Origin of the sequence: Robiginitalea sediminis, assembly GCF_002198115.1 — a bacterium.
GTDB classification, from domain to species: domain Bacteria; phylum Bacteroidota; class Bacteroidia; order Flavobacteriales; family Flavobacteriaceae; genus Robiginitalea; species Robiginitalea sediminis.
Genome location: NZ_NGNR01000001.1, coordinates 1 through 17,242 on the forward strand (window position 1 = coordinate 1; position 17,242 = coordinate 17,242).

Sequence of the window (17,242 nt, forward strand, 5' to 3'; positions counted from 1 at the left end):
ACAAAAAAGCCTTCCCAACTCGGTCCAGGTTTTTTTAATATTCCTTGACGGATGTTGTTTGTACTTACCAAGTCCCCTACCCCGCTAAAGGTAGAGGCTTGCTGTCTGTCAATATGTCAATGACCTTCCGGTAACCCAGGACCTAAGCCCTCTCGTTACCCCACTCTCATATCCTCTCGGCCTGAAAGCGGCTGCAAATATATGATGGTTTTTTTGGTTCCACAAACCCCTCTGGAAAAAATTTTTTCTAAAACTTTCTTAAATCAACAATACGATGATAATCAGAGTTTTACATCAATATTCAAAAGTCAGAAACCTCCAATTGATTGGTAATCAGGAGAAAGAAATCTTCCGGGTATTATCCCAAAAAAGGCAGATAGGTCAGGAGAAGAAGTTCCAGACCAACCCAAAACGGATCACAAAATCCCGGTACGGGTAGCCGGGGGCGGCGTAAAACGTGTTCCCTGAAAAGGAGGAATTGAAGTGCTCCGCCTTGAGGTAAATGCGCGTCTGGCGCACGCGGGCATTGATAAAGAAATCGAGCATGGGGAAGCCGCCCAGTTTCTCCCGTTGCTGCACATAGAAATCGCCCAGGAGCGGGTTGTAGGCATCCATGTAATACTCGGTGAAATACTTCAGGGTAACCCCCGTCTGAATAAACATGGCCTTCTTAAAAACGTCGCTGGAGAAATACAGGGTATTGCGGGTTACCAGGGTAGGTACATTAAATACATCCTCCGCCTGGTCCACTTCCTGGTAAAGCAGGGTATTCATCAGCGCCCATTTACGCCAACGAAGCTCCTTTTCGTAACGAAGCCTCAAATAGGTGATCCGCTCCCCGAACTGGAAGGGGCGGATCAGACTCCGCTCCTGCCCTTCCGCAATCTGTTCGGCGCTGGCATCAGAAGCGAAATAGGAGTACTTGTCCATGGAGCTCACCTGGGCCTTAAGCGTTCCCCAGAAATCGGAGCGCAGTTCTGCCATTAGGCTCTGTACCTGCTGGTTCTCGAACCCCTGGCTGTTATCCCAGTTGTAGTTCAGGTAGTCGGATTGGTAGAGCAGCATATTAAATTCCGGTTTGGCCGCCCTGTGGTGCAGCCCTGCCCGGAACTGGTAGCGACTCCCAAGTGGAATGGAAAGTCCGGCATCCAGGTAGGAGCCTGTGAGGTCCCCGGAGAGGCCCAGCCCGCCGCGGGCATCGAGCTGGAATAGCCCGAAGTCCTTTACCCAGGAGGCCATGCCAAGCCACTGCTGCCCGTCCAGGCGATCGGGAATCACCCCGGCTTCGGTTTGCAGGATACTGGTGAAGTAGTAGTTGTAATCCAGGACCCCGAGGCTGGCTTCCAGCCGGCCCAGGACCTTGTTGTCCCATAAGAGGCCCAGCTGGTTGTAAGTGGTCTTGGAATAAGCCTGGTCCTTGACCGGGGTAAGGATCAGGTCCCCAAAATACCCCGTGGTATTGCTATTCTGGGAAAACTGGAACCATTTGGACTCATATTCGAACCGGTGGGTCAGATACATCCCCGCCGTAGCGGCAGTGGAGTCTGTGCCGTTGCCCAGCAGCCGGAATTGGTGGTCCAGGTAATACCGTTTCCCGTTGAGCTCATTCTGGACGTTGTTAAAAACCACATCTATACGGGAACGGTCGTCGAAGTCCGGGTTGCCGGATTCAAACTGCTCCTCTTTGTCCAGTAGCCCCCCATTCTCCTGTCCTTTGATGTCCTGTGCCGCAATATGCGCCCGGAAACGGTAGACGCCATTGGCCGTGACATAATTGGCGGTGGCCCTGAAGTTGCCGGAAGTGACCTCATCCTGGCGGTATTTGCCCCGGGAACGGAACCCCTTATAGGCTATGGACACATTGCTTCGTTTGCTGAAGTTGCTCGTAAGCATGGCATCCAATAGCTGTCCCTGCTCGAAGGTAGTCTTGAAGAACAGGTCCGTAAGAGGGGTGGCTACATTGTAGTATTGAATATCCTCGGTTTCCAGGTAGTTGAAATGCCTGGCCCGGGCCCCCATCCCCGGATAGGGCTTTACCCGGTTGGGCTGCCTGCCCAATCGGTTATAAGGCTGACCCACATTGGAAAAGGGCATCAGCTCAAAATCGTCCCGGCGCAGGTAGTTATACCGGTATTCCTTGGCAATGGTGAGGGAGGTGTCCAGCACCGTGGTATCCCGCCCATGCGAGATGATCTTGTAATCGGCAATGCTAATTTCCGATGCAGGCTGCTTCCCGCCCTGGGGTACACGTCCGGCCTCTTTGCCCAGGGGCAGGGCCTGTTTTTGTTTCAACGGTGGCGGGAGGGAATCCTGTGCCAGGGCCGGGTGAAGGAACAAGACCAGGAAGAGCAGTAATAAAAGGCGCATGGGCATTGTCTTCCGGACAAAGGTATCGTTTTTGTTGTGAAGTATATGTGAAAGTTTTAGATTGGGCTCGGCTAAAAACCAACAGTGCCTTCGCCGATAGAAATCAACCTTTTAACGGATGAATTGGCCGATAGGTTAAAATTTTACATCTTTAAGCAAAAAATTGGTATGAACCGCTATCTCATACTCTTCTGCCTGTTGGCAGCAGGGGTGCTGCGCGCCCAGTACAACCCAAGCGCGCCTTCCATGCAGCTCCTGGAAAAAGACACCAAAGGGCAGAACACAGCCAAACTGGCTTCCCCCGTTTATTCGATAGACCAATTATCGGCAGCTTTCCAGGAATACTGGACCGACCGGGACTGGCAGGCCCGCGGGAGCGGGTTTAAACCCTTTAAGCGTTGGGAGAATTATTGGCGTTTTTACCAGGACAAGCAGGGATATGTCCCCTCGGCAAAAGACCTTTGGGACAGCTGGGAACGCAAGGCATTCCGGTCTTCCTTTGCTGCCAACCCCATTAGCAACTGGAGTTCCGTGGGGCCTTTTGCACCCGGTATTTTTCCGGGGCAATTGCCCGGGGTAGGCAGGACCAACGCCATAGCCGTAGATCCGAATAACCCGGACATATGGTATGTAGGCGCCCCTGCAGGGGGTATCTGGAAAAGCACCGACGCCGGGGCCAGCTGGACCAACCTTTTCGACGATTTCCCACAGATCGGGGTTTCGGGTATTGCCATTGACCCCAACGATTCCAATACCATCTATATCAGCACCGGGGACGACGACGCTGCAGACTCTTACAGCGTTGGGGTTTTCAAGTCTACAGACGGGGGTGCCTCCTGGGCCCCGACGGGACTCAACCCGGACAATACAGACATATCGTCCCTGATGAATGAAATCATCATAGACCCCACGAACTCCAACATCCTTTGGGTAGCCACCAACACGGGCCTATTCAAATCCATAGATGCCGGTGTTACCTGGGAACAGAAGCAAAGCGGCAACATAAAGGACCTCAAGCTGAAGCCCGGGGACCCCAATACGGTTTATGCCGTAACCAACAGCCTGTTTTACAAGAGCACCGACGGGGAAACCTTCACCCGCATCATTGACAACGACCTGCCCGCCAACTCAGGGCGGCTTGTGCTGGGGGTGAGTCCGGCCAACCCGGAAGTGGTCTACATCCTAAGCGCCGCAACCTTCCAAAACGACTTTGAGTTTCAGGGCCTCTTTAAATCTACGGACTCCGGGGAGGACTTCACCCGCACCCTGAATAACGAGGACATTATGGAATCCAACCAGGCCTGGTTCGACCTGGCCCTGGAGGTTTCCCCGACCAATGCCGATGAGCTCTACATGGGTTGCCTGAACATCTGGAAAAGCACGGACGGTGGCGACAGTTTCAGTAAACTGAACGAATGGTTTATCAACGACCCCGCGTATACCCACGCAGATATCCACACCCTGAAGTTCTTCAACAACAAACTATACGCCTGCACCGACGGGGGGTTGTATGTAACAGAAGACGGCGGGCAGACCTTCCAGGACTACTCGGCTGGCATTGCCGTTGGCCAGTTTTACAGGCTATCGGTTTCCCCCCAGAACCCGCAAATCATGATCGGGGGGTTGCAGGATAACGGAGGGCAAATCCTGGGCGGAACCCAATGGAACAACTACCATGGGGGCGATGGGATGGACAATGTCATCGACCCGGGCAATGCCTCAATTGTGTACGGCTTTATTCAATTTGGCGGGGTGCTGAATATTTCCACTGACTCCGGGCAAACCATCGGGCAGGTAGGCGCGCCCTTTAACGATAACGGAGACCGGATACAGGGGAACTGGATCACGCCACTCGCCATTGACGGGGACGGGCAGGTCTATGCCGGTTACAATGCCGTGTACCGCCTGAATGGCAATGACTGGGAACAGCTTTCCTCTGCCCTGGGCCAGGGCATCGAGGATCTTGAGGTTTCCCAAAACAACAACCAGATCCTTTATGCCGCGGAAGGGGATGACCTCTACCGGAGCACCAACGGCGGGCAAACCTTTAGTTCCCTCACCTTTTTCGGGACTGTTATCGCCGATATCGCCATCCATTCGGATAATGACGACATCGTTTATGTGGTGACCTCCGACCGGGTAGGTACCCCGGAGTCGAACCAGCCGGGAGGTAGGGCCGTGTATAAGGTAACCGTTATAGGAGGGGATGCCCAGGTAGAGGATATTACCGGGAACCTGCCCACCGACCAGGCCTTCTTTTCCGTGGTCCACCAGGGCAGGCACTCTGAGAACCCCGTCTATGTAGGAACCAGCCTTGGCGTATACCGCATTGACGACACCCTCACCGAGTGGGAGGATTACTTCACCGGCCTTCCAAGCGTTGCGGTCAGCGACCTGGACATCAACCTGGACGATGGTATCATTACCGCTTCCACCTATGGCCGCGGGGTCTGGCAATCGCCCATACCGGTGCAGGTACCACAGGCCGACGTGCGCCTGCTTACTGTTACCCCCAGAGCCGATTTTGTAAGCTGCGGGCCGGTAAGCCCCGAGGTAGAGGTCGAAAACCTGGGCCAGGATCCCATTTCGCAAGTCCTGGTGAGCTATACCATAAACGGGGGAACACCCCAGGAATTTACACAGGACATCAACCTGGCAAGCGGGGCCAAAGGCACCTTCAGCTTGCCCTCCATCGATGCTTCCACAGGGGGGGAAATCCTCCTGCAACTCGATGTGAGCGTTCAGGGCGATGCCTTTGCAGATAACAACTCCGGCCAGGTGCGCTTCTTTGTGAATGCTCTGGGGGAACCCAATGCGCAAAACGATTTTGAAGCCGGGTCCCCGGATCTGGTTACCTATAACGCCGTGGGGGAAGGTTCGGAATGGGAACGGGGTGTTCCCACAGGGACCCTCCTGAACCAGGCCGCCTCCGGTACCCAGGTCTATGCCACCAACCTGGACGGGGACCACAACAATGCCACCCGGTCGTTCCTGGTGACTCCCTGCTATGACTTCTCCAGCCTGCTGGCGCCGGTGCTGCGCTTTAATATGGCTTATGAGCTGGAAATCAATTTCGACGTCGTCTATGTGGAGTATTCCACAGACAGTGGCACCAACTGGCAGGTACTGGGCAGTGTGAACAGCCAGCCCAATTGGTATAACAGCGACAGGACCAACGCCAGTTCCGGGGCAGACAACGATTGCCAGAATTGCCCGGGCGCCCAATGGACCGGCACCAATGCCACCATGACGGAGTACGCCTATGACTTTGTTCAAAATGCCGCTTTGGGCGAAACAGACCTCACCTCGGAAACCAATATTATGTTCCGGATCGTTTTCCATTCCGACCCATTGGTGGTGGAGGAAGGCGCCGTGGTGGACGACCTTGGGGTAACCAGCCCGATTGACGACGATGACGATGACGATGACGGTATCCTCGATGTGGACGACAACTGCCCGCTCATTGCCAATGCCGGCCAGGAAGACACCGACGGGGACGGCCTGGGCGATGCCTGCGACAACGACGACGACAACGATGGCATAGTGGATTCCGAGGACAATTGTCCGCTCACCCCGAATCCGGGGCAGGAGGATACGGATGGCGATGGCCTGGGCGATAGTTGCGATCCGGACATAGACAATGATGGCGTGCCCAACGCCACTGATGCCTGTTCGGATACCCCGGCGGGAGCCACCGTAGACGTAAACGGATGTGAGGTATTTACTCTGCCCATCTCGAATTTCCTGGTTCAGACCACAGGAGAATCCTGCATCGGAAACAATAACGGCTCCATCCGGATAGAGGCCGAGCAGGCCCTGAACTATACCGCCACCCTTACCGGCGGGCAGCAAACCCTCCAACAGGCCTTCACCGATGCCGCAGCCTTTGAGGACTTGCGAGCCGGGGGCTACCAGCTATGCATCACAGTGGAAGGCCAAGCCGGGTACCAGCAGTGTTTCAACCTTTCGGTTACCGAACCTGAAGCTTTAGGAGTTAGTGCCAAAATCAGTTCGTTGTCCCAGGAAGTGGAACTGCAGCTGGAAGGGGGCAAAGAGTACTTCATTACACTGAACGGAAGGGAATACCGCACCTCCCAGACCAGCATCCGGCTGCCGCTGGACAAACCGAGCAACAGCCTTTCCGTGCGCACCGAACTCGGCTGCCAGGGCGCTTATACGGACACCATCGTCCTGCAGGCCAAACCCTTGATTTATCCAAATCCTGTAGGGAACGAATGGCTCAGCGTGTATCTGGGCGAACAGACACCGCAGCAGGTAATGCTTTCCTTGTATACCCTTAACGGGACCCGGGTATTTGCCAAGGAAAGCCCTGTGGATGGAGGGGAAACCGGGCTCGACATGAGCGGCTTCCCGCAGGGGGTTTACATCCTTAATATCCGGACCGACAATACATTGCAGATTTATAAAATCGTGAAGAGATGAAAGTAGAAAAGGGAATCCTGATTTTGATGATGGCGCTCCTGGCTGCCTGCGGCGGGGGAGACAGCGGAGGGGAAGACCCGGATCCGGAACCGCAACCCAGGCAACAGCCGCCTACGGCAGCCTCCCTGGTGTTCCCGGAAAACAACCTTCCCTGTACCGAAGGGGTGGTTATCAGCGCTACCCGGAGCCGCATCACATTCCAGTGGAACGCCTCCCAGAACACCGATTCGTACCAGGTGGTTTTGCGCGACCTCAATACGAACGAAGAAGTAACTGCTACTGCCAATACCAATGAAGCAGCGGTGACAGTCAACCGGGGGACACCCTATGAATGGTACGTGGTTTCCAGGGCCAACGGCATCAACCAAACGGCCCAAAGCCCTACCTGGCGCTTTTACAACGAAGGTCCCGGGTTTGAGAACTACGCTCCTTTCCCGGCCCGTGCCATCTTCCCCCAACGGGGTTCCCATATTAATGCCAGTGGCACGGTCCTGCTCCAGTGGGAAGGGGCGGACGCAGACGACGACATTTCAGCGTACGAGGTTTTCTTCGGTACCGATCCGGCAGACCTCCCAACGGCAGGGTCTACTGTGGAAACAGAACTGGAAGTCCCGATTTCCTCAGGCACACCATACTATTGGGTGGTACGCACAACAGACCTTCAGGGCAATGCCACGGATTCGGAGTTATTCGAATTCCTGGTGCAATAGTTAGGATACTTTTTTCCTGAAGCAAGAACCGTCGGCCCATGCTCGACCCATACTATCACGGCCTCCAGGAAGCAGGCACAGACGAAGCCGGCAGGGGATGCCTGGCCGGTCCGGTAACGGCAGCAGCGGTCATCCTTCCCGAAGGCTTTTTCCACCCGGTACTGAACGACTCCAAAAAACTCAGTGCGGCCCAGCGGGAAGCCCTCGCCCCCATTATCCGAAAGGAGGCCCTGGCCTGGGCCGTAGCCCATGTGGAACCAGCCACCATAGACCGGATAAATATCCTGAATGCCTCTATAGAGGCCATGCACCGCTGCCTGAAGCAACTGGATCCCGTTCCAAGGGCCATCGCGGTAGACGGGAACCGGTTTAAACCGCTTGGGGATATTCCCTTTCAGTGTCTGATAAAGGGGGATGGGCGTTTTCTGAATATCGCAGCGGCCTCCGTCCTGGCCAAAACGGATCGGGACCACTATATGGCCCGTCTCCACCAACAGTTCCCGGAATATGGCTGGGACCGCAATAAGGGCTACCCCACCAACGAGCACCGGGAAGCCCTGGTGCGCTATGGGCCAACCCCGCACCACCGCAAGAGTTTTCGGCTACTCCCGGAGCAGTTGAAAATCCGGTTTTAGCCCGTACATTTGTCATAAAGCCCAAACACATGAGGCTCCCTGCCTTATTCCTGTTTCTTTTGGTATGGCTTACCGGCTGCCGGGAAGGAGTGCCGGAAGCCGCAGACCCTTCCGATTACCTCCCGGAATCGACCCTTTTGGTCTTGCGAATCCACCACAGTGACGCATTGCGGTCAGCCCTGCAGAACAATTCCCTGCTGGAACAGTTACGCACAGGCAATCCCGCCTCCCCAATAGAAATAGCCCACAAACAAGTCCTTCCACTAGACTTTGGGGAATCGGCTCTGGTGGCCTTCACCCGGGAAAGGGACACGGCCCTGGGGTGGGTCGCCATCTTCGAAGAGCCGGGAATGGTCCGTCCGGACAGCCTGGGGCAGGAGACCGGGCCTACTCCCCCGGCCTGGATGCTGCCAGACAGCACTACTCTCTTCACGCAGCGCGTGGGCAAATGGCGCATGGTCGGCACCTCCCAGGTCCTTTTGGAACAAGCTATATCCTCTGGAAAAACCGAAAGCGGGGGCTTGAAAAAAGCACTGCGCACCACCAACAACCAGGCGGCCGCCAGCCTGGTCTACCCCCGGACCGCCCTCCACCCCCTGGAGGTTTTGCTGGAGGGAAAAATACCTCCTTCCATAACAGATCGGATGGAGCCGTGGACGGCATTTGACCTGAAAATGGAATCGGACGCCCTTTTGGTACAGGGGTTGGAGATACGCCCGGATAGCCTTTGGGACAACCGCAAACTCTTCAGGGGAGCGCCCGTATTACCCCTGGATGAACTACTGGAGGTAACCCCCTCAGGAGCTACCTCCCTGGTAGGGTACTCCCTCCTGGACCCAGGGCAGTTCCTGGAAAACCAGCGGGGGCTGCTGGGCCATGAAAACCCCCAAAACACCCTGGCCGAAGGGGTAGAGCAACTGGCGCGATATTCCTGGGAGGGCAAACCCTACCTGGTTCTAAGGGCGCTAAACCCGGATAACCTCTCTGAAGTCTTCAGGTCCCAACAGGGGGAAGGCACTGAATTCCAGACGGCCGCCCTCTACAGCCTGCAATCGGACCAGGCCCTACAGGAGGCATTCCAACCCTTGTTGAATGAGGCACCCCAATGGACCTGGTATGCCCGGATGGGCAGCCATTTCATCTTTTCAACAGACCGGGAGGGCCTGGAAAACGCCATAAGTGCCCTGAACCGGAAAAACACCTACTTGGAGACCCCGGCCTACCAGTCCTTACGCGAGTACCTTCCGAGTAGTGCAACGGTAATGGCAATGGGCTCCCAGGCTGCCCCTTCCGACCCGCTCACCAATCCTGAAGCCGCCTTGTACCTGCCGGAAGCCATCGCCGCCCGCTTACCAGAAACCTATCTCTTTACCGCCCAGCTCAACAGCTCAGAGGCCTTCGACCTGCTGGAGTACCAGTTCCGTAAAAAAGACGACCCATCCGGTGGTGGCACAGGGGTCAGCCAGGTACTTAGCCTGCCCCTGGACGGACGTGTCCAGGCCGGGCCCTTTTTCCTGAAAAACCACCGGACCGGGGAAATGGATATTGCCGTCCAGGACGACAACAACCAGTTCTATCTATTCTCCAATACCGGGTCCCTTTTCTGGAAAAAAGAGCTTCCGGGACCCATTCAGGGAACCATCCACCAAGTGGACCTGTACAGGAACAACCGCCTGCAAATGGCATTCAACCTCCCGGACCGGCTCGTGGTGCTGGACCGCAACGGGGAAAGAGTTGCTCCTTTCCCCCTGGAATTTGAAGGCGGGAACCTGGGACCCCTTGCGGTTTTCGATTACGAGGGCACGCGAAACTATCGGCTGGTCTTCTCACAGGGGTCTAACATCCTGATGTACGACGGGCAGGGACGTGCGGTTAGAGGCTTCAAGTACCGGGATGCCGGCAGCCCTCTTCTGGGTCCCGCACGGCATTTTCGCATCGGCTCCCGGGATTATCTGGTTTTTGCCCTTGAAGACGGGCGTTTGGAAATCCGCAACCGGGTGGGAGACACCCGCGTACGGGTTAAGGAAACCTTTAATTTCTCCCAAAACGGGGTTTACCTCTACCGCAACACCTTCGCCTTCACAGACCGGGAGGGCCACCTGGTAACCATCGATCCGTCCGGGCGCGTTTCGCGTACCCCCATGAACCTGAATGCCGACCACGGGATCTTCGCCACGGCCAGGACCCTGGCGGTTATGAACGACAATATCTTCCAGGTCAAAGGGAACCGGGCAGAACTGGACTTAGGGGTCTATACGGCCCCAGAGATTTTCTACCTGAACGATATTATTTATGTTTCGGTGACCGACATCCAAAGCCAGAAAGTCTTCCTCTTCCGCTCCAATGCCGCAGCCTTGCCAGGTTTCCCGGTGGAAGGAAACGGACAGCCCGATATGGCCGATATGGATAACGATCGGAATCCGGAACTTGCGGTGCGTTTCCGCGACAGTACCGTGGCAGTGTACCGCCTGCAACGGTAAGCCTATCAGTACCAGATGTACAATTCCCGGATCAGGGCACACAATTGGTATTTGCCATTTACCGGAGATCGCTATCTTTAAGGGAGTCAAATCATTAGAAACAAGATGAAAATGAACAAATACGTGCTCCGGACCGTTCTGGTGGCGGGGCTGTGCCTGTTGGCTACCTCCGGTGCCGAAGCGCAATTCCTGAAAAAACTGGGCAAGAAAGCACAAGAAGCCGCCGAGCGCACCGTGGAAAGGCGTGTGGAACAAGAGTCCAGCAAAAAAACAGACCAGGCCCTGGACAGTATCCTGGAGCCCGGCTCCAAGTCCCCGGAAAACCCGGTCCCCCGGGACACCCCTAATGGCAATGGCGGAGGCAATGGAGCGGGCACAGGGCAATCCCCCGAGTCCTCAGGCGGGAATACCAATGGAACCATTGGCAGCCCTGCTACCGGCCCGAAATCCCTGGAAATCTACAGTAAGTTCGACTTTGTACCTGGCGATGAACTCTTGTTTTATGACGATTTCGGGGACGATTTTATCGGGGATTTCCCGGCAAAGTGGAATACCAATGGGAGCGGCGAAGTGGTGACCTTGGGGAATAGCCCCCAGCGTTGGCTTAAAACCGTACATGGCTATAGTATTTATTACATCCCTGATGTCCCGGATTTACCCGAGGATTACACCATTGAATTCGATATCGCGGTAAACGGGGTAGACCGTCAAACCTCCTCCACCGCCAGTATCACCGTACACCTGAGTGAAACCAAGACTTTCGACATGGACGGGCATTGGGCACGCGTTAGCATCCCGGTGGGGCAATACACCGTATTTTCCATGGCCCTCCGCAATTTCACCCCAAGGGACGGGTCCAGCATTAACAGCGATGTCAAAGCAGATATTCGGCAAGCCATCCTGGACGGAGCCCATATCTCCATAGCCGTAAATGGCTCGCGCTACCGGTTGTGGGTGAATGAAACCAAATTTGTGGACGTTCCCCGCTTTATCCCGGAAAACTCCGATTTTAAAGCGGTCAAAATCAACACCAATGGGCTGCGGGAAGGTGTCGAGAATATCCTGATCTCGAACTTCAAAGTAGCCAAGGGCGGTGTAGACCTTCGCCGCAAGCTCCTGTCGGAGGGTAAGATCTCCACCAATGCCATCCTTTTCGATTCGGGTTCTGCTAACCTCCAGCCGGCCTCCATGGGGGTTATCCGGCAAATAAGCCAGGTATTACAGCAGGATTCCGGGATACGGTTACAGATTGTAGGACATACTGATTCGGATGGAGAAGCAGCGGCCAACCAAGCGCTCTCCGAAGCCCGGGCAGCCGCGGTAAGGGACGCTCTGGTTTCCATTTACAATGTCTCCGGGGACCGCCTGGAAGTAGCCGGAAAGGGCGAGTCCGAGCCCGTTGCCGAAAACGCCGGCCCTAATGGAAAAGCCCAGAACCGTCGTGTAGAATTCATCAAATTATAAGTACCATGAAAACCAACTTCTTCTTCACCCCATCTGCCCTTTTGATTATACTGGCGGCCTTGACCTCCGGCAAGGGCATGGCCCAGGCCTGCAGTACCTATTATCCCATGAAGGAAGGTGTACGCCTGGAATATACCCTCTATGACAAAAAGGACAAGGTGGAGGGCACCCAATGGCAGGAATTCCGCAATGTTCAGGAGACCTCTGAAGGCCTTGAGGCGGAGGTCCATATGGGCTTCAGCGACGCCAAGGGCAAAGAAGTCTACGAGACCTCTTATGGCATGACCTGCAATGGGAGTGTGATCCGCATAGACTACCAGTCGTTGCTTTCCGGGCCCATGCTGGACCAATACGGCGAGATGGAAGCCGAGATAACCGGAACGGACATGGAGTTGCCCAACAACCTGGAGGTAGGCATGGAACTGCCCGACTCCCAGGTGACTATGACCATCGACATGGGAGCCATGAATATGAAAATGGAGGTAGAGGTCACGGGCAGGAAAGTGGAAAAAAAGGAGACGGTTACCACCGCCGCCGGCAGCTTTGAGTGTTTTGTGATCTACAGCGACACCCGTTCGAAAATGATGATGGCCAACCAGAACTTTCCCACCCGGACCTGGATTGCCCCGGATGTTGGGATGGTCAAAAGCGAGAGCTACAACAAGAGCGGTAAACTAACCAGCCGGATGGAGCTCAGCGGCATTTCCGGATAAGCCTATTGGGATCAGGCGGGTCGGGCCTCGAAAAGGGTCATAAAATGGTGTAAAAGCCTCGTTTTAACTTCCTGCAGCGGGGTATGCCTCCCAAGCTCGGCACTCAGGGAAGTCACCCCTTTATCCCGTATCCCGCAAGGTACCATAAGGTCAAAATAGCTTAGGTCCGTATTCACATTCAGGGCAAACCCGTGCATGGTGACCCACCTACTGGCCCTGACCCCCATGGCGCAGATCTTCCGGGCTTGGGGGGTGCCCACATCGAGCCATACCCCGGTCTCCCCGGGGGAACGCTCCCCCTTCAGGCCAAAATCCGCCAGGGTGAGGATAACCATTTCCTCAAGGAACCGCAGGTATTTATGAATGTCGGTGAAAAAATTCTCCAGGTCCAGGATGGGGTACCCCACAATCTGGCCCGGCCCGTGGTAGGTAATGTCGCCCCCCCGGTTTATGTGGTAGAAGGTGGCGCCCCTTTCAGCCAATACAGTTTCGGGAACCAGCAGGTTGTTCCTATCCCCGCTTTTTCCGAGGGTGTACACATGGGGATGTTCTACAAATAGCAGGTAATTGGGGGTAGGCTGGGGCTGATCTGCCTTGCGGTTCGAAGACTTCAACTGAAGCAGGTCGGAGAATAGGCGCTCCTGATACTCCCAGGTCTCCTTGTAGTCCCGGAACCCCAGTTCCCGGATGTCCACCGTTTTATTCATGCGGCAAAGATACGTAACCGCGGGGCGGCTAACCTAATCTTCCAATTCCACCTCCATATCCAGCAGGGAGGGGTTCTTCAGGTACTCCATGAAGCTCACTTCCCGAATCAGGGTTTTGCCGTCCATACTTAGGGTAGCCTCCTGGATGTTGGCGGATTTGACCTTCCTCGGAAAATGGATTTTAAGGGTATAGGTGGAGCCGGATAAAAACGCTTCGGTACCGGCCAGGCTGTCTATGCGCTGCTGGTGGAGCACGGAGTCGGTTATGAAGGCGCGGCGGGAAAACCGGCCCTTTCCATAGCTGAAAGCGACGTCGGTACTTTGGTAAAACTCGGTGGAGGCGGTCATAGGGGATTCCTTGTCGTCCGGATCCAGGGCACTGGCATCCTGGAAGGCATTAAAGGAGTCCTGAATTTCCCCGATATCCGTAAAGTCGCGTTCCAGGGAGAAGAATAAAGACTTGGCCTCCGGATCTGCCTTCATATGCATCCGATAGGGCTCTAGTTTGGCCAGGCGCTGTTGCTCTGCCTCCGGGAGGGAGGCGATACTATCCTTCTTCTCGGCCAGGATATCGGAGAAATAAATGACCGAATCCATGGCTTGCTGCCCGGGGGTCTCCCCTTCTTCTCCGGTTATGGACATCAGTTCCGACCCATCGAAGCTCAGGGCTACGGATCCGGAACCATCTTCACTCAGGTAGATCTCTTCTGTAAAGTTACAGGAGGCAAATACTATCGCCACCAGCGACAGTATTCCCATTCGAATGGATTTCACGGGCATCAATTAGGGTTGTTCAGAATGATCAGGGCCGCAATAACTCCCGGCACCCAACCGCAAAGGGTTAAAAGTAAGACAATAAGGACGGAACCGCAACCCTTGTCCAGCACAGATAAGGGCGGAAAGAAAACAGCCAGTAACACCCGGAAACATCCCATTATATCCAATTTCCATTCATACCCATAGGTCGCAGCCAAAGGCGTTTCGTTACAAATTTGATACATTTATTCACCAGAGCGGTAGCGCATGAAAAAAGGACTCATAATTCTATTGGGGATAGCGGGGTTCCCGTGTTTCGGACAATTCCATTTTTCCGGTGAACTCGGCCAGGAGCACGGGGGTAAAGCGGTCTACCTGTCCTTGGTAGAGGACTATCGAAAGATGGGACGGCCCTATGCGGACCAGATCATCGGCCAGCAATGGGCAGACCCCGAAGGCCGGTTTGCTTTTGCGGGCGATCAGCTGAGCGGGGACAACCGGATTTACCGCATCCACCTGGATGATTGCGAAGTATCCGGTTCCAAACCCGGGCACATCCTGCAGCATTGTCCGGGCTATAAATCCCTGCTTTTTATCGCTCATAACCAGGACACCCTGGTGCTGCCCCCTTCCTTCGATCTGGAGATCTTTTGCGAAATACAATCCACCAATTCCTCCAGCGGGGACCTGCTGGAGGTCGAACGCCTCAAGGAGGAAATGGCCTTCGATTTAATGGAGGTACCCACCCGGGCCGGTACCCGCCTGAATATGGATCGCTGGTTCAGGCGCTTGCAGGAATTCGGGGAGAACAGCCAGGAACCGCTCACCGAACTCAGTATTTACTCCTTCCTTTCAGACCGGGCTAATGAGACCCGGGCCTTTTTCCTGGAAGACCTCGCCTACAATCCGTATTACGACAAGCTCGCGGCAAGGTTGGAGGAGCGCTATCCCGAAGCCCCCTTTACCCGCCTCTATGGCCTTGAATTGCAAGCCGACCGAAATACGGGAGTTTCGCCATCCCAGGATAGCCCGCAGACGCTCTGGCTCCTTGGGGGGCTCCTTTTCGCTTCCATGGGCGCCAATATATACCTGGTTGCCCGGCGCAGGAGGCCTTCGGCAGGTACTACCGCGCCCCTGGAGCAGCTCACAGCCCAGGAAAAACGCATTGCCCGCGGCATTCTCCAGGAGGCCTCAAATAAGGAAATCGCTTCGGAACTCTTCATTAGTGTAAGCACGGTTAAAACCCACATCAACAATCTGTACAAGAAACTGGGGGTCCGTAACCGGGACGAGCTTAAAAAACGGTTGCAGGAATAATTCCACCGGGGTTCTAGTACCAATCCCATACCCCCGGAATGGGGAAGGTATCTCCATACCGGGGCATCTTCATGGCATCAAAAATGCAAACCCATGAAGATTATTATCAGCCATTTCCTTTTGGTAATCCTTTCACTCAGCCCGCTGCTCGGCCAGGTCGCACCCGATGAAGTGCAGATGGCAGACGGGTCCCGTTTCCTGTTGGGGGCTATTGGCCGCCATAGGCTACAGGACCCACCGTATGGGTCCTGGTTTCATTCGGGATACCGCGCCTACACGCCGGATCCCGCCCTTGTCCAAAGCCTGGCACCCTTGTTGCACGATGTGGAGATCCTAGTGTTCCTGGGTACCTGGTGCGGAGACAGTAGGCGCGAGGTCCCCCGGTTTTTAAAAATTCTGGACGAAGCCGGATTTCCCCCGTCCCGTCTGAAGCTCGTAGCGGTGGACCGGCGCAGGCCCACCTATAAGACTAGTCCGGGAGGGGAAGAACGCGGAAAGAACATCCTTAGGGTACCAACCTTCATCCTTCAGCGAACTGGCAGGGAAGTTGGCCGGATCGTGGAGCGCCCCAGAATGGGACTGGAACTGGATCTTTGCGACATCCTCTCATGCAGCCCTTCAGTCCCCTGGAGGGACTGAAGGGCTGTATCTGATTCCTTCCCCGTAGCGGGTTGGGGTTGAGGCCTTAGAGGCTGGTGTTCCCCGGGGCGCAAAGGCCTTCCAGGGTGTCTTCGATGTCTCCGGGGGTACTCATGATCTTCATAAAGGTCCCCATGGTCAAATCCGGCCAGTGCAGGGCTATACGGTACTTGCCGTGCAACATGGTGGCTTCGGTCCCCTGGAGGATAATCTCATAGGGCAGGGCAGCCGCGTGCGCCTCCCCGATTTTGGACAGGAAGTGGGCTTCCCCGTCTTCGGGGCTCATAAGACCCACCCCGAAGACCGCCACTTCGCGGCCGGGGAAGACCAGTTTGTATACCTCCACGGTATGGCCTTTACGCGCTTTCAGGTTGGCTTCAATCACGCTAAGGCCCTGCTCGAAGGAGCTAAATGTGCCCAGGGTAACCGGGTCGGTAAAGTAAGGCATCATGATCTTGTAATGGTAGTTCCCGAGCTTATCGGCATCGATGGCTCCCCCAAACGGGGTGGCGTCCGGGCCCACCCGGCCCATGGCCACCTTAAGGTCCCGGGCAAATTTCACGAGGGATGCCTCGTGGGCTGCATAGGCTTCGCGCAGGTAGGCCCGATGCAGGTACTCCGGGTTCGTGTAGGAGACGGTAACCCGGCCGTTGTTTGAAACCAACCCGACTTTCAGTACTGCCCCCAGGGCACCCCGGTCTGCCACGCGGATGGTTGTGTTCTTTAAATCGTTCCGGGTAAACGCAATGACTTTCAAGGCCTGTCTCCCCGCTGGTTGGTAGGTTCCAAGCACCTCAAAACCCGCATCATTGAGGGCGTCATTCACCTGCTGGGAGACCCCGGCTACCGAACCCTGGATGTCGGCCACCTGGATATAAGGGGCCAGGTCCTGCCCGGTTAGGGTAGTTTGAAATGTAATAAATAAGGAGAAAACAAGAACCAAATGTTTCATCAGAAATCGTTTTATCGGACCGGGTATAAGCTACCCCGTCCTTGTAGTTAGTCAAAAGG

At 55.3% G+C, this 17,242-nt stretch carries 13 protein-coding genes; 8 read left to right on the forward strand and 5 right to left on the reverse strand.

The annotated features are described in order from the left end of the window. Nucleotides 1–381: 381 nt before the first annotated feature. Nucleotides 382–2,367, reverse strand: coding sequence for a putative porin (locus CA832_RS00005; RefSeq protein ID WP_088339516.1), 1,986 nt, complete (start codon nucleotides 2,365–2,367; stop codon nucleotides 382–384). Nucleotides 2,368–2,535: 168 nt separating this feature from the next. Between CA832_RS00005 and CA832_RS00010 the strand changes: the two genes are divergently transcribed. From CA832_RS00010 to CA832_RS00035, 6 genes are all read left to right on the forward strand, one after another. Continuing rightward, nucleotides 2,536–6,810: a thrombospondin type 3 repeat-containing protein gene (locus CA832_RS00010; RefSeq protein ID WP_088340698.1), complete on the forward strand. Its 4,275-nt coding sequence runs from the start codon at nucleotides 2,536–2,538 to the stop codon at nucleotides 6,808–6,810. Continuing rightward, entirely contained in the window at nucleotides 6,807–7,520 is a 714-nt protein-coding gene (locus tag CA832_RS00015; protein WP_088339517.1) for a hypothetical protein, read from the forward strand. The genes CA832_RS00010 and CA832_RS00015 overlap by 4 nt, the downstream gene beginning before the upstream one ends. A gap of 38 nt (nucleotides 7,521–7,558) precedes the next feature. Then, nucleotides 7,559–8,155, forward strand: coding sequence for a ribonuclease HII (locus tag CA832_RS00020; protein ID WP_088339518.1), 597 nt, complete (start codon nucleotides 7,559–7,561; stop codon nucleotides 8,153–8,155). A 29-nt stretch (nucleotides 8,156–8,184) separates the two neighbouring features. Beyond that, entirely contained in the window at nucleotides 8,185–10,635 is a 2,451-nt protein-coding gene (locus tag CA832_RS00025; RefSeq protein WP_088339519.1) for a hypothetical protein, read from the forward strand. 105 nt (nucleotides 10,636–10,740) lie between these two features. Beyond that, entirely contained in the window at nucleotides 10,741–12,099 is a 1,359-nt protein-coding gene (locus CA832_RS00030) for an OmpA family protein (RefSeq protein ID WP_233131666.1), read from the forward strand. Nucleotides 12,100–12,104: 5 nt separating this feature from the next. Continuing rightward, nucleotides 12,105–12,812 carry a TapB family protein gene (locus tag CA832_RS00035; protein WP_088339520.1) on the forward strand — a complete coding sequence of 236 codons (708 nt, stop codon included), beginning with the start codon at nucleotides 12,105–12,107 and terminating at the stop codon, nucleotides 12,810–12,812. 11 nt (nucleotides 12,813–12,823) lie between these two features. Here CA832_RS00035 and lipB read toward each other — a convergent pair whose 3' ends face one another. The 3 genes from lipB to CA832_RS00050 are packed head-to-tail and all read right to left on the reverse strand — an operon-like array spanning nucleotide 12,824 to nucleotide 14,454. Further along, nucleotides 12,824–13,519, reverse strand: a complete 696-nt coding sequence (gene lipB, locus CA832_RS00040; protein ID WP_088339521.1) for a lipoyl(octanoyl) transferase LipB — start codon at nucleotides 13,517–13,519, stop codon at nucleotides 12,824–12,826. 33 nt (nucleotides 13,520–13,552) lie between these two features. Beyond that, the gene (locus CA832_RS00045) at nucleotides 13,553–14,278 is read right to left on the reverse strand and encodes a hypothetical protein (RefSeq protein WP_088340700.1); all 726 of its coding nucleotides are present in this window, start codon (nucleotides 14,276–14,278) and stop codon (nucleotides 13,553–13,555) included. A gap of 20 nt (nucleotides 14,279–14,298) precedes the next feature. Beyond that, entirely contained in the window at nucleotides 14,299–14,454 is a 156-nt protein-coding gene (locus CA832_RS00050) for a YqaE/Pmp3 family membrane protein (protein ID WP_088340701.1), read from the reverse strand. Nucleotides 14,455–14,542: 88 nt separating this feature from the next. Between CA832_RS00050 and CA832_RS15275 the strand changes: the two genes are divergently transcribed. Beyond that, on the forward strand, nucleotides 14,543–15,592 hold the full coding sequence (locus tag CA832_RS15275) for a helix-turn-helix transcriptional regulator (protein WP_088339522.1): 1,050 nt from the start codon (nucleotides 14,543–14,545) through the stop codon (nucleotides 15,590–15,592). Between the two features lie 93 nt (nucleotides 15,593–15,685). Beyond that, a complete protein-coding gene (locus CA832_RS00060) occupies nucleotides 15,686–16,231 on the forward strand; it encodes a thioredoxin domain-containing protein (protein WP_088339523.1) in 546 nt (181 codons plus the stop codon). A gap of 46 nt (nucleotides 16,232–16,277) precedes the next feature. Here CA832_RS00060 and CA832_RS00065 read toward each other — a convergent pair whose 3' ends face one another. Further along, on the reverse strand, nucleotides 16,278–17,183 hold the full coding sequence (locus CA832_RS00065; protein WP_088339524.1) for a hypothetical protein: 906 nt from the start codon (nucleotides 17,181–17,183) through the stop codon (nucleotides 16,278–16,280). Between the last annotated feature and the right edge of the window lie 59 nt (nucleotides 17,184–17,242).

Excerpts from the sequence above, each read along its gene's own strand:
- CA832_RS00005 (WP_088339516.1), bottom strand. The coding sequence starts at position 2,367 with ATGCGCCTTTTATTACTGCTCTTCCTGGTCTTGTTCCTTCACCCGGCC.
- CA832_RS00010 (WP_088340698.1), top strand. The coding sequence starts at position 2,536 with ATGAACCGCTATCTCATACTCTTCTGCCTGTTGGCAGCAGGGGTGCTG.
- CA832_RS00015 (WP_088339517.1), top strand. The coding sequence starts at position 6,807 with ATGAAAGTAGAAAAGGGAATCCTGATTTTGATGATGGCGCTCCTGGCT.
- CA832_RS00020 (WP_088339518.1), top strand. The coding sequence starts at position 7,559 with ATGCTCGACCCATACTATCACGGCCTCCAGGAAGCAGGCACAGACGAA.
- CA832_RS00025 (WP_088339519.1), top strand. The coding sequence starts at position 8,185 with ATGAGGCTCCCTGCCTTATTCCTGTTTCTTTTGGTATGGCTTACCGGC.
- CA832_RS00030 (WP_233131666.1), top strand. The coding sequence starts at position 10,741 with ATGAAAATGAACAAATACGTGCTCCGGACCGTTCTGGTGGCGGGGCTG.
- CA832_RS00035 (WP_088339520.1), top strand. The coding sequence starts at position 12,105 with ATGAAAACCAACTTCTTCTTCACCCCATCTGCCCTTTTGATTATACTG.
- lipB (WP_088339521.1), bottom strand. The coding sequence starts at position 13,519 with ATGAATAAAACGGTGGACATCCGGGAACTGGGGTTCCGGGACTACAAG.
- CA832_RS00045 (WP_088340700.1), bottom strand. The coding sequence starts at position 14,278 with ATGGGAATACTGTCGCTGGTGGCGATAGTATTTGCCTCCTGTAACTTT.
- CA832_RS00050 (WP_088340701.1), bottom strand. The coding sequence starts at position 14,454 with ATGGGATGTTTCCGGGTGTTACTGGCTGTTTTCTTTCCGCCCTTATCT.
- CA832_RS15275 (WP_088339522.1), top strand. The coding sequence starts at position 14,543 with ATGAAAAAAGGACTCATAATTCTATTGGGGATAGCGGGGTTCCCGTGT.
- CA832_RS00060 (WP_088339523.1), top strand. The coding sequence starts at position 15,686 with ATGAAGATTATTATCAGCCATTTCCTTTTGGTAATCCTTTCACTCAGC.
- CA832_RS00065 (WP_088339524.1), bottom strand. The coding sequence starts at position 17,183 with ATGAAACATTTGGTTCTTGTTTTCTCCTTATTTATTACATTTCAAACT.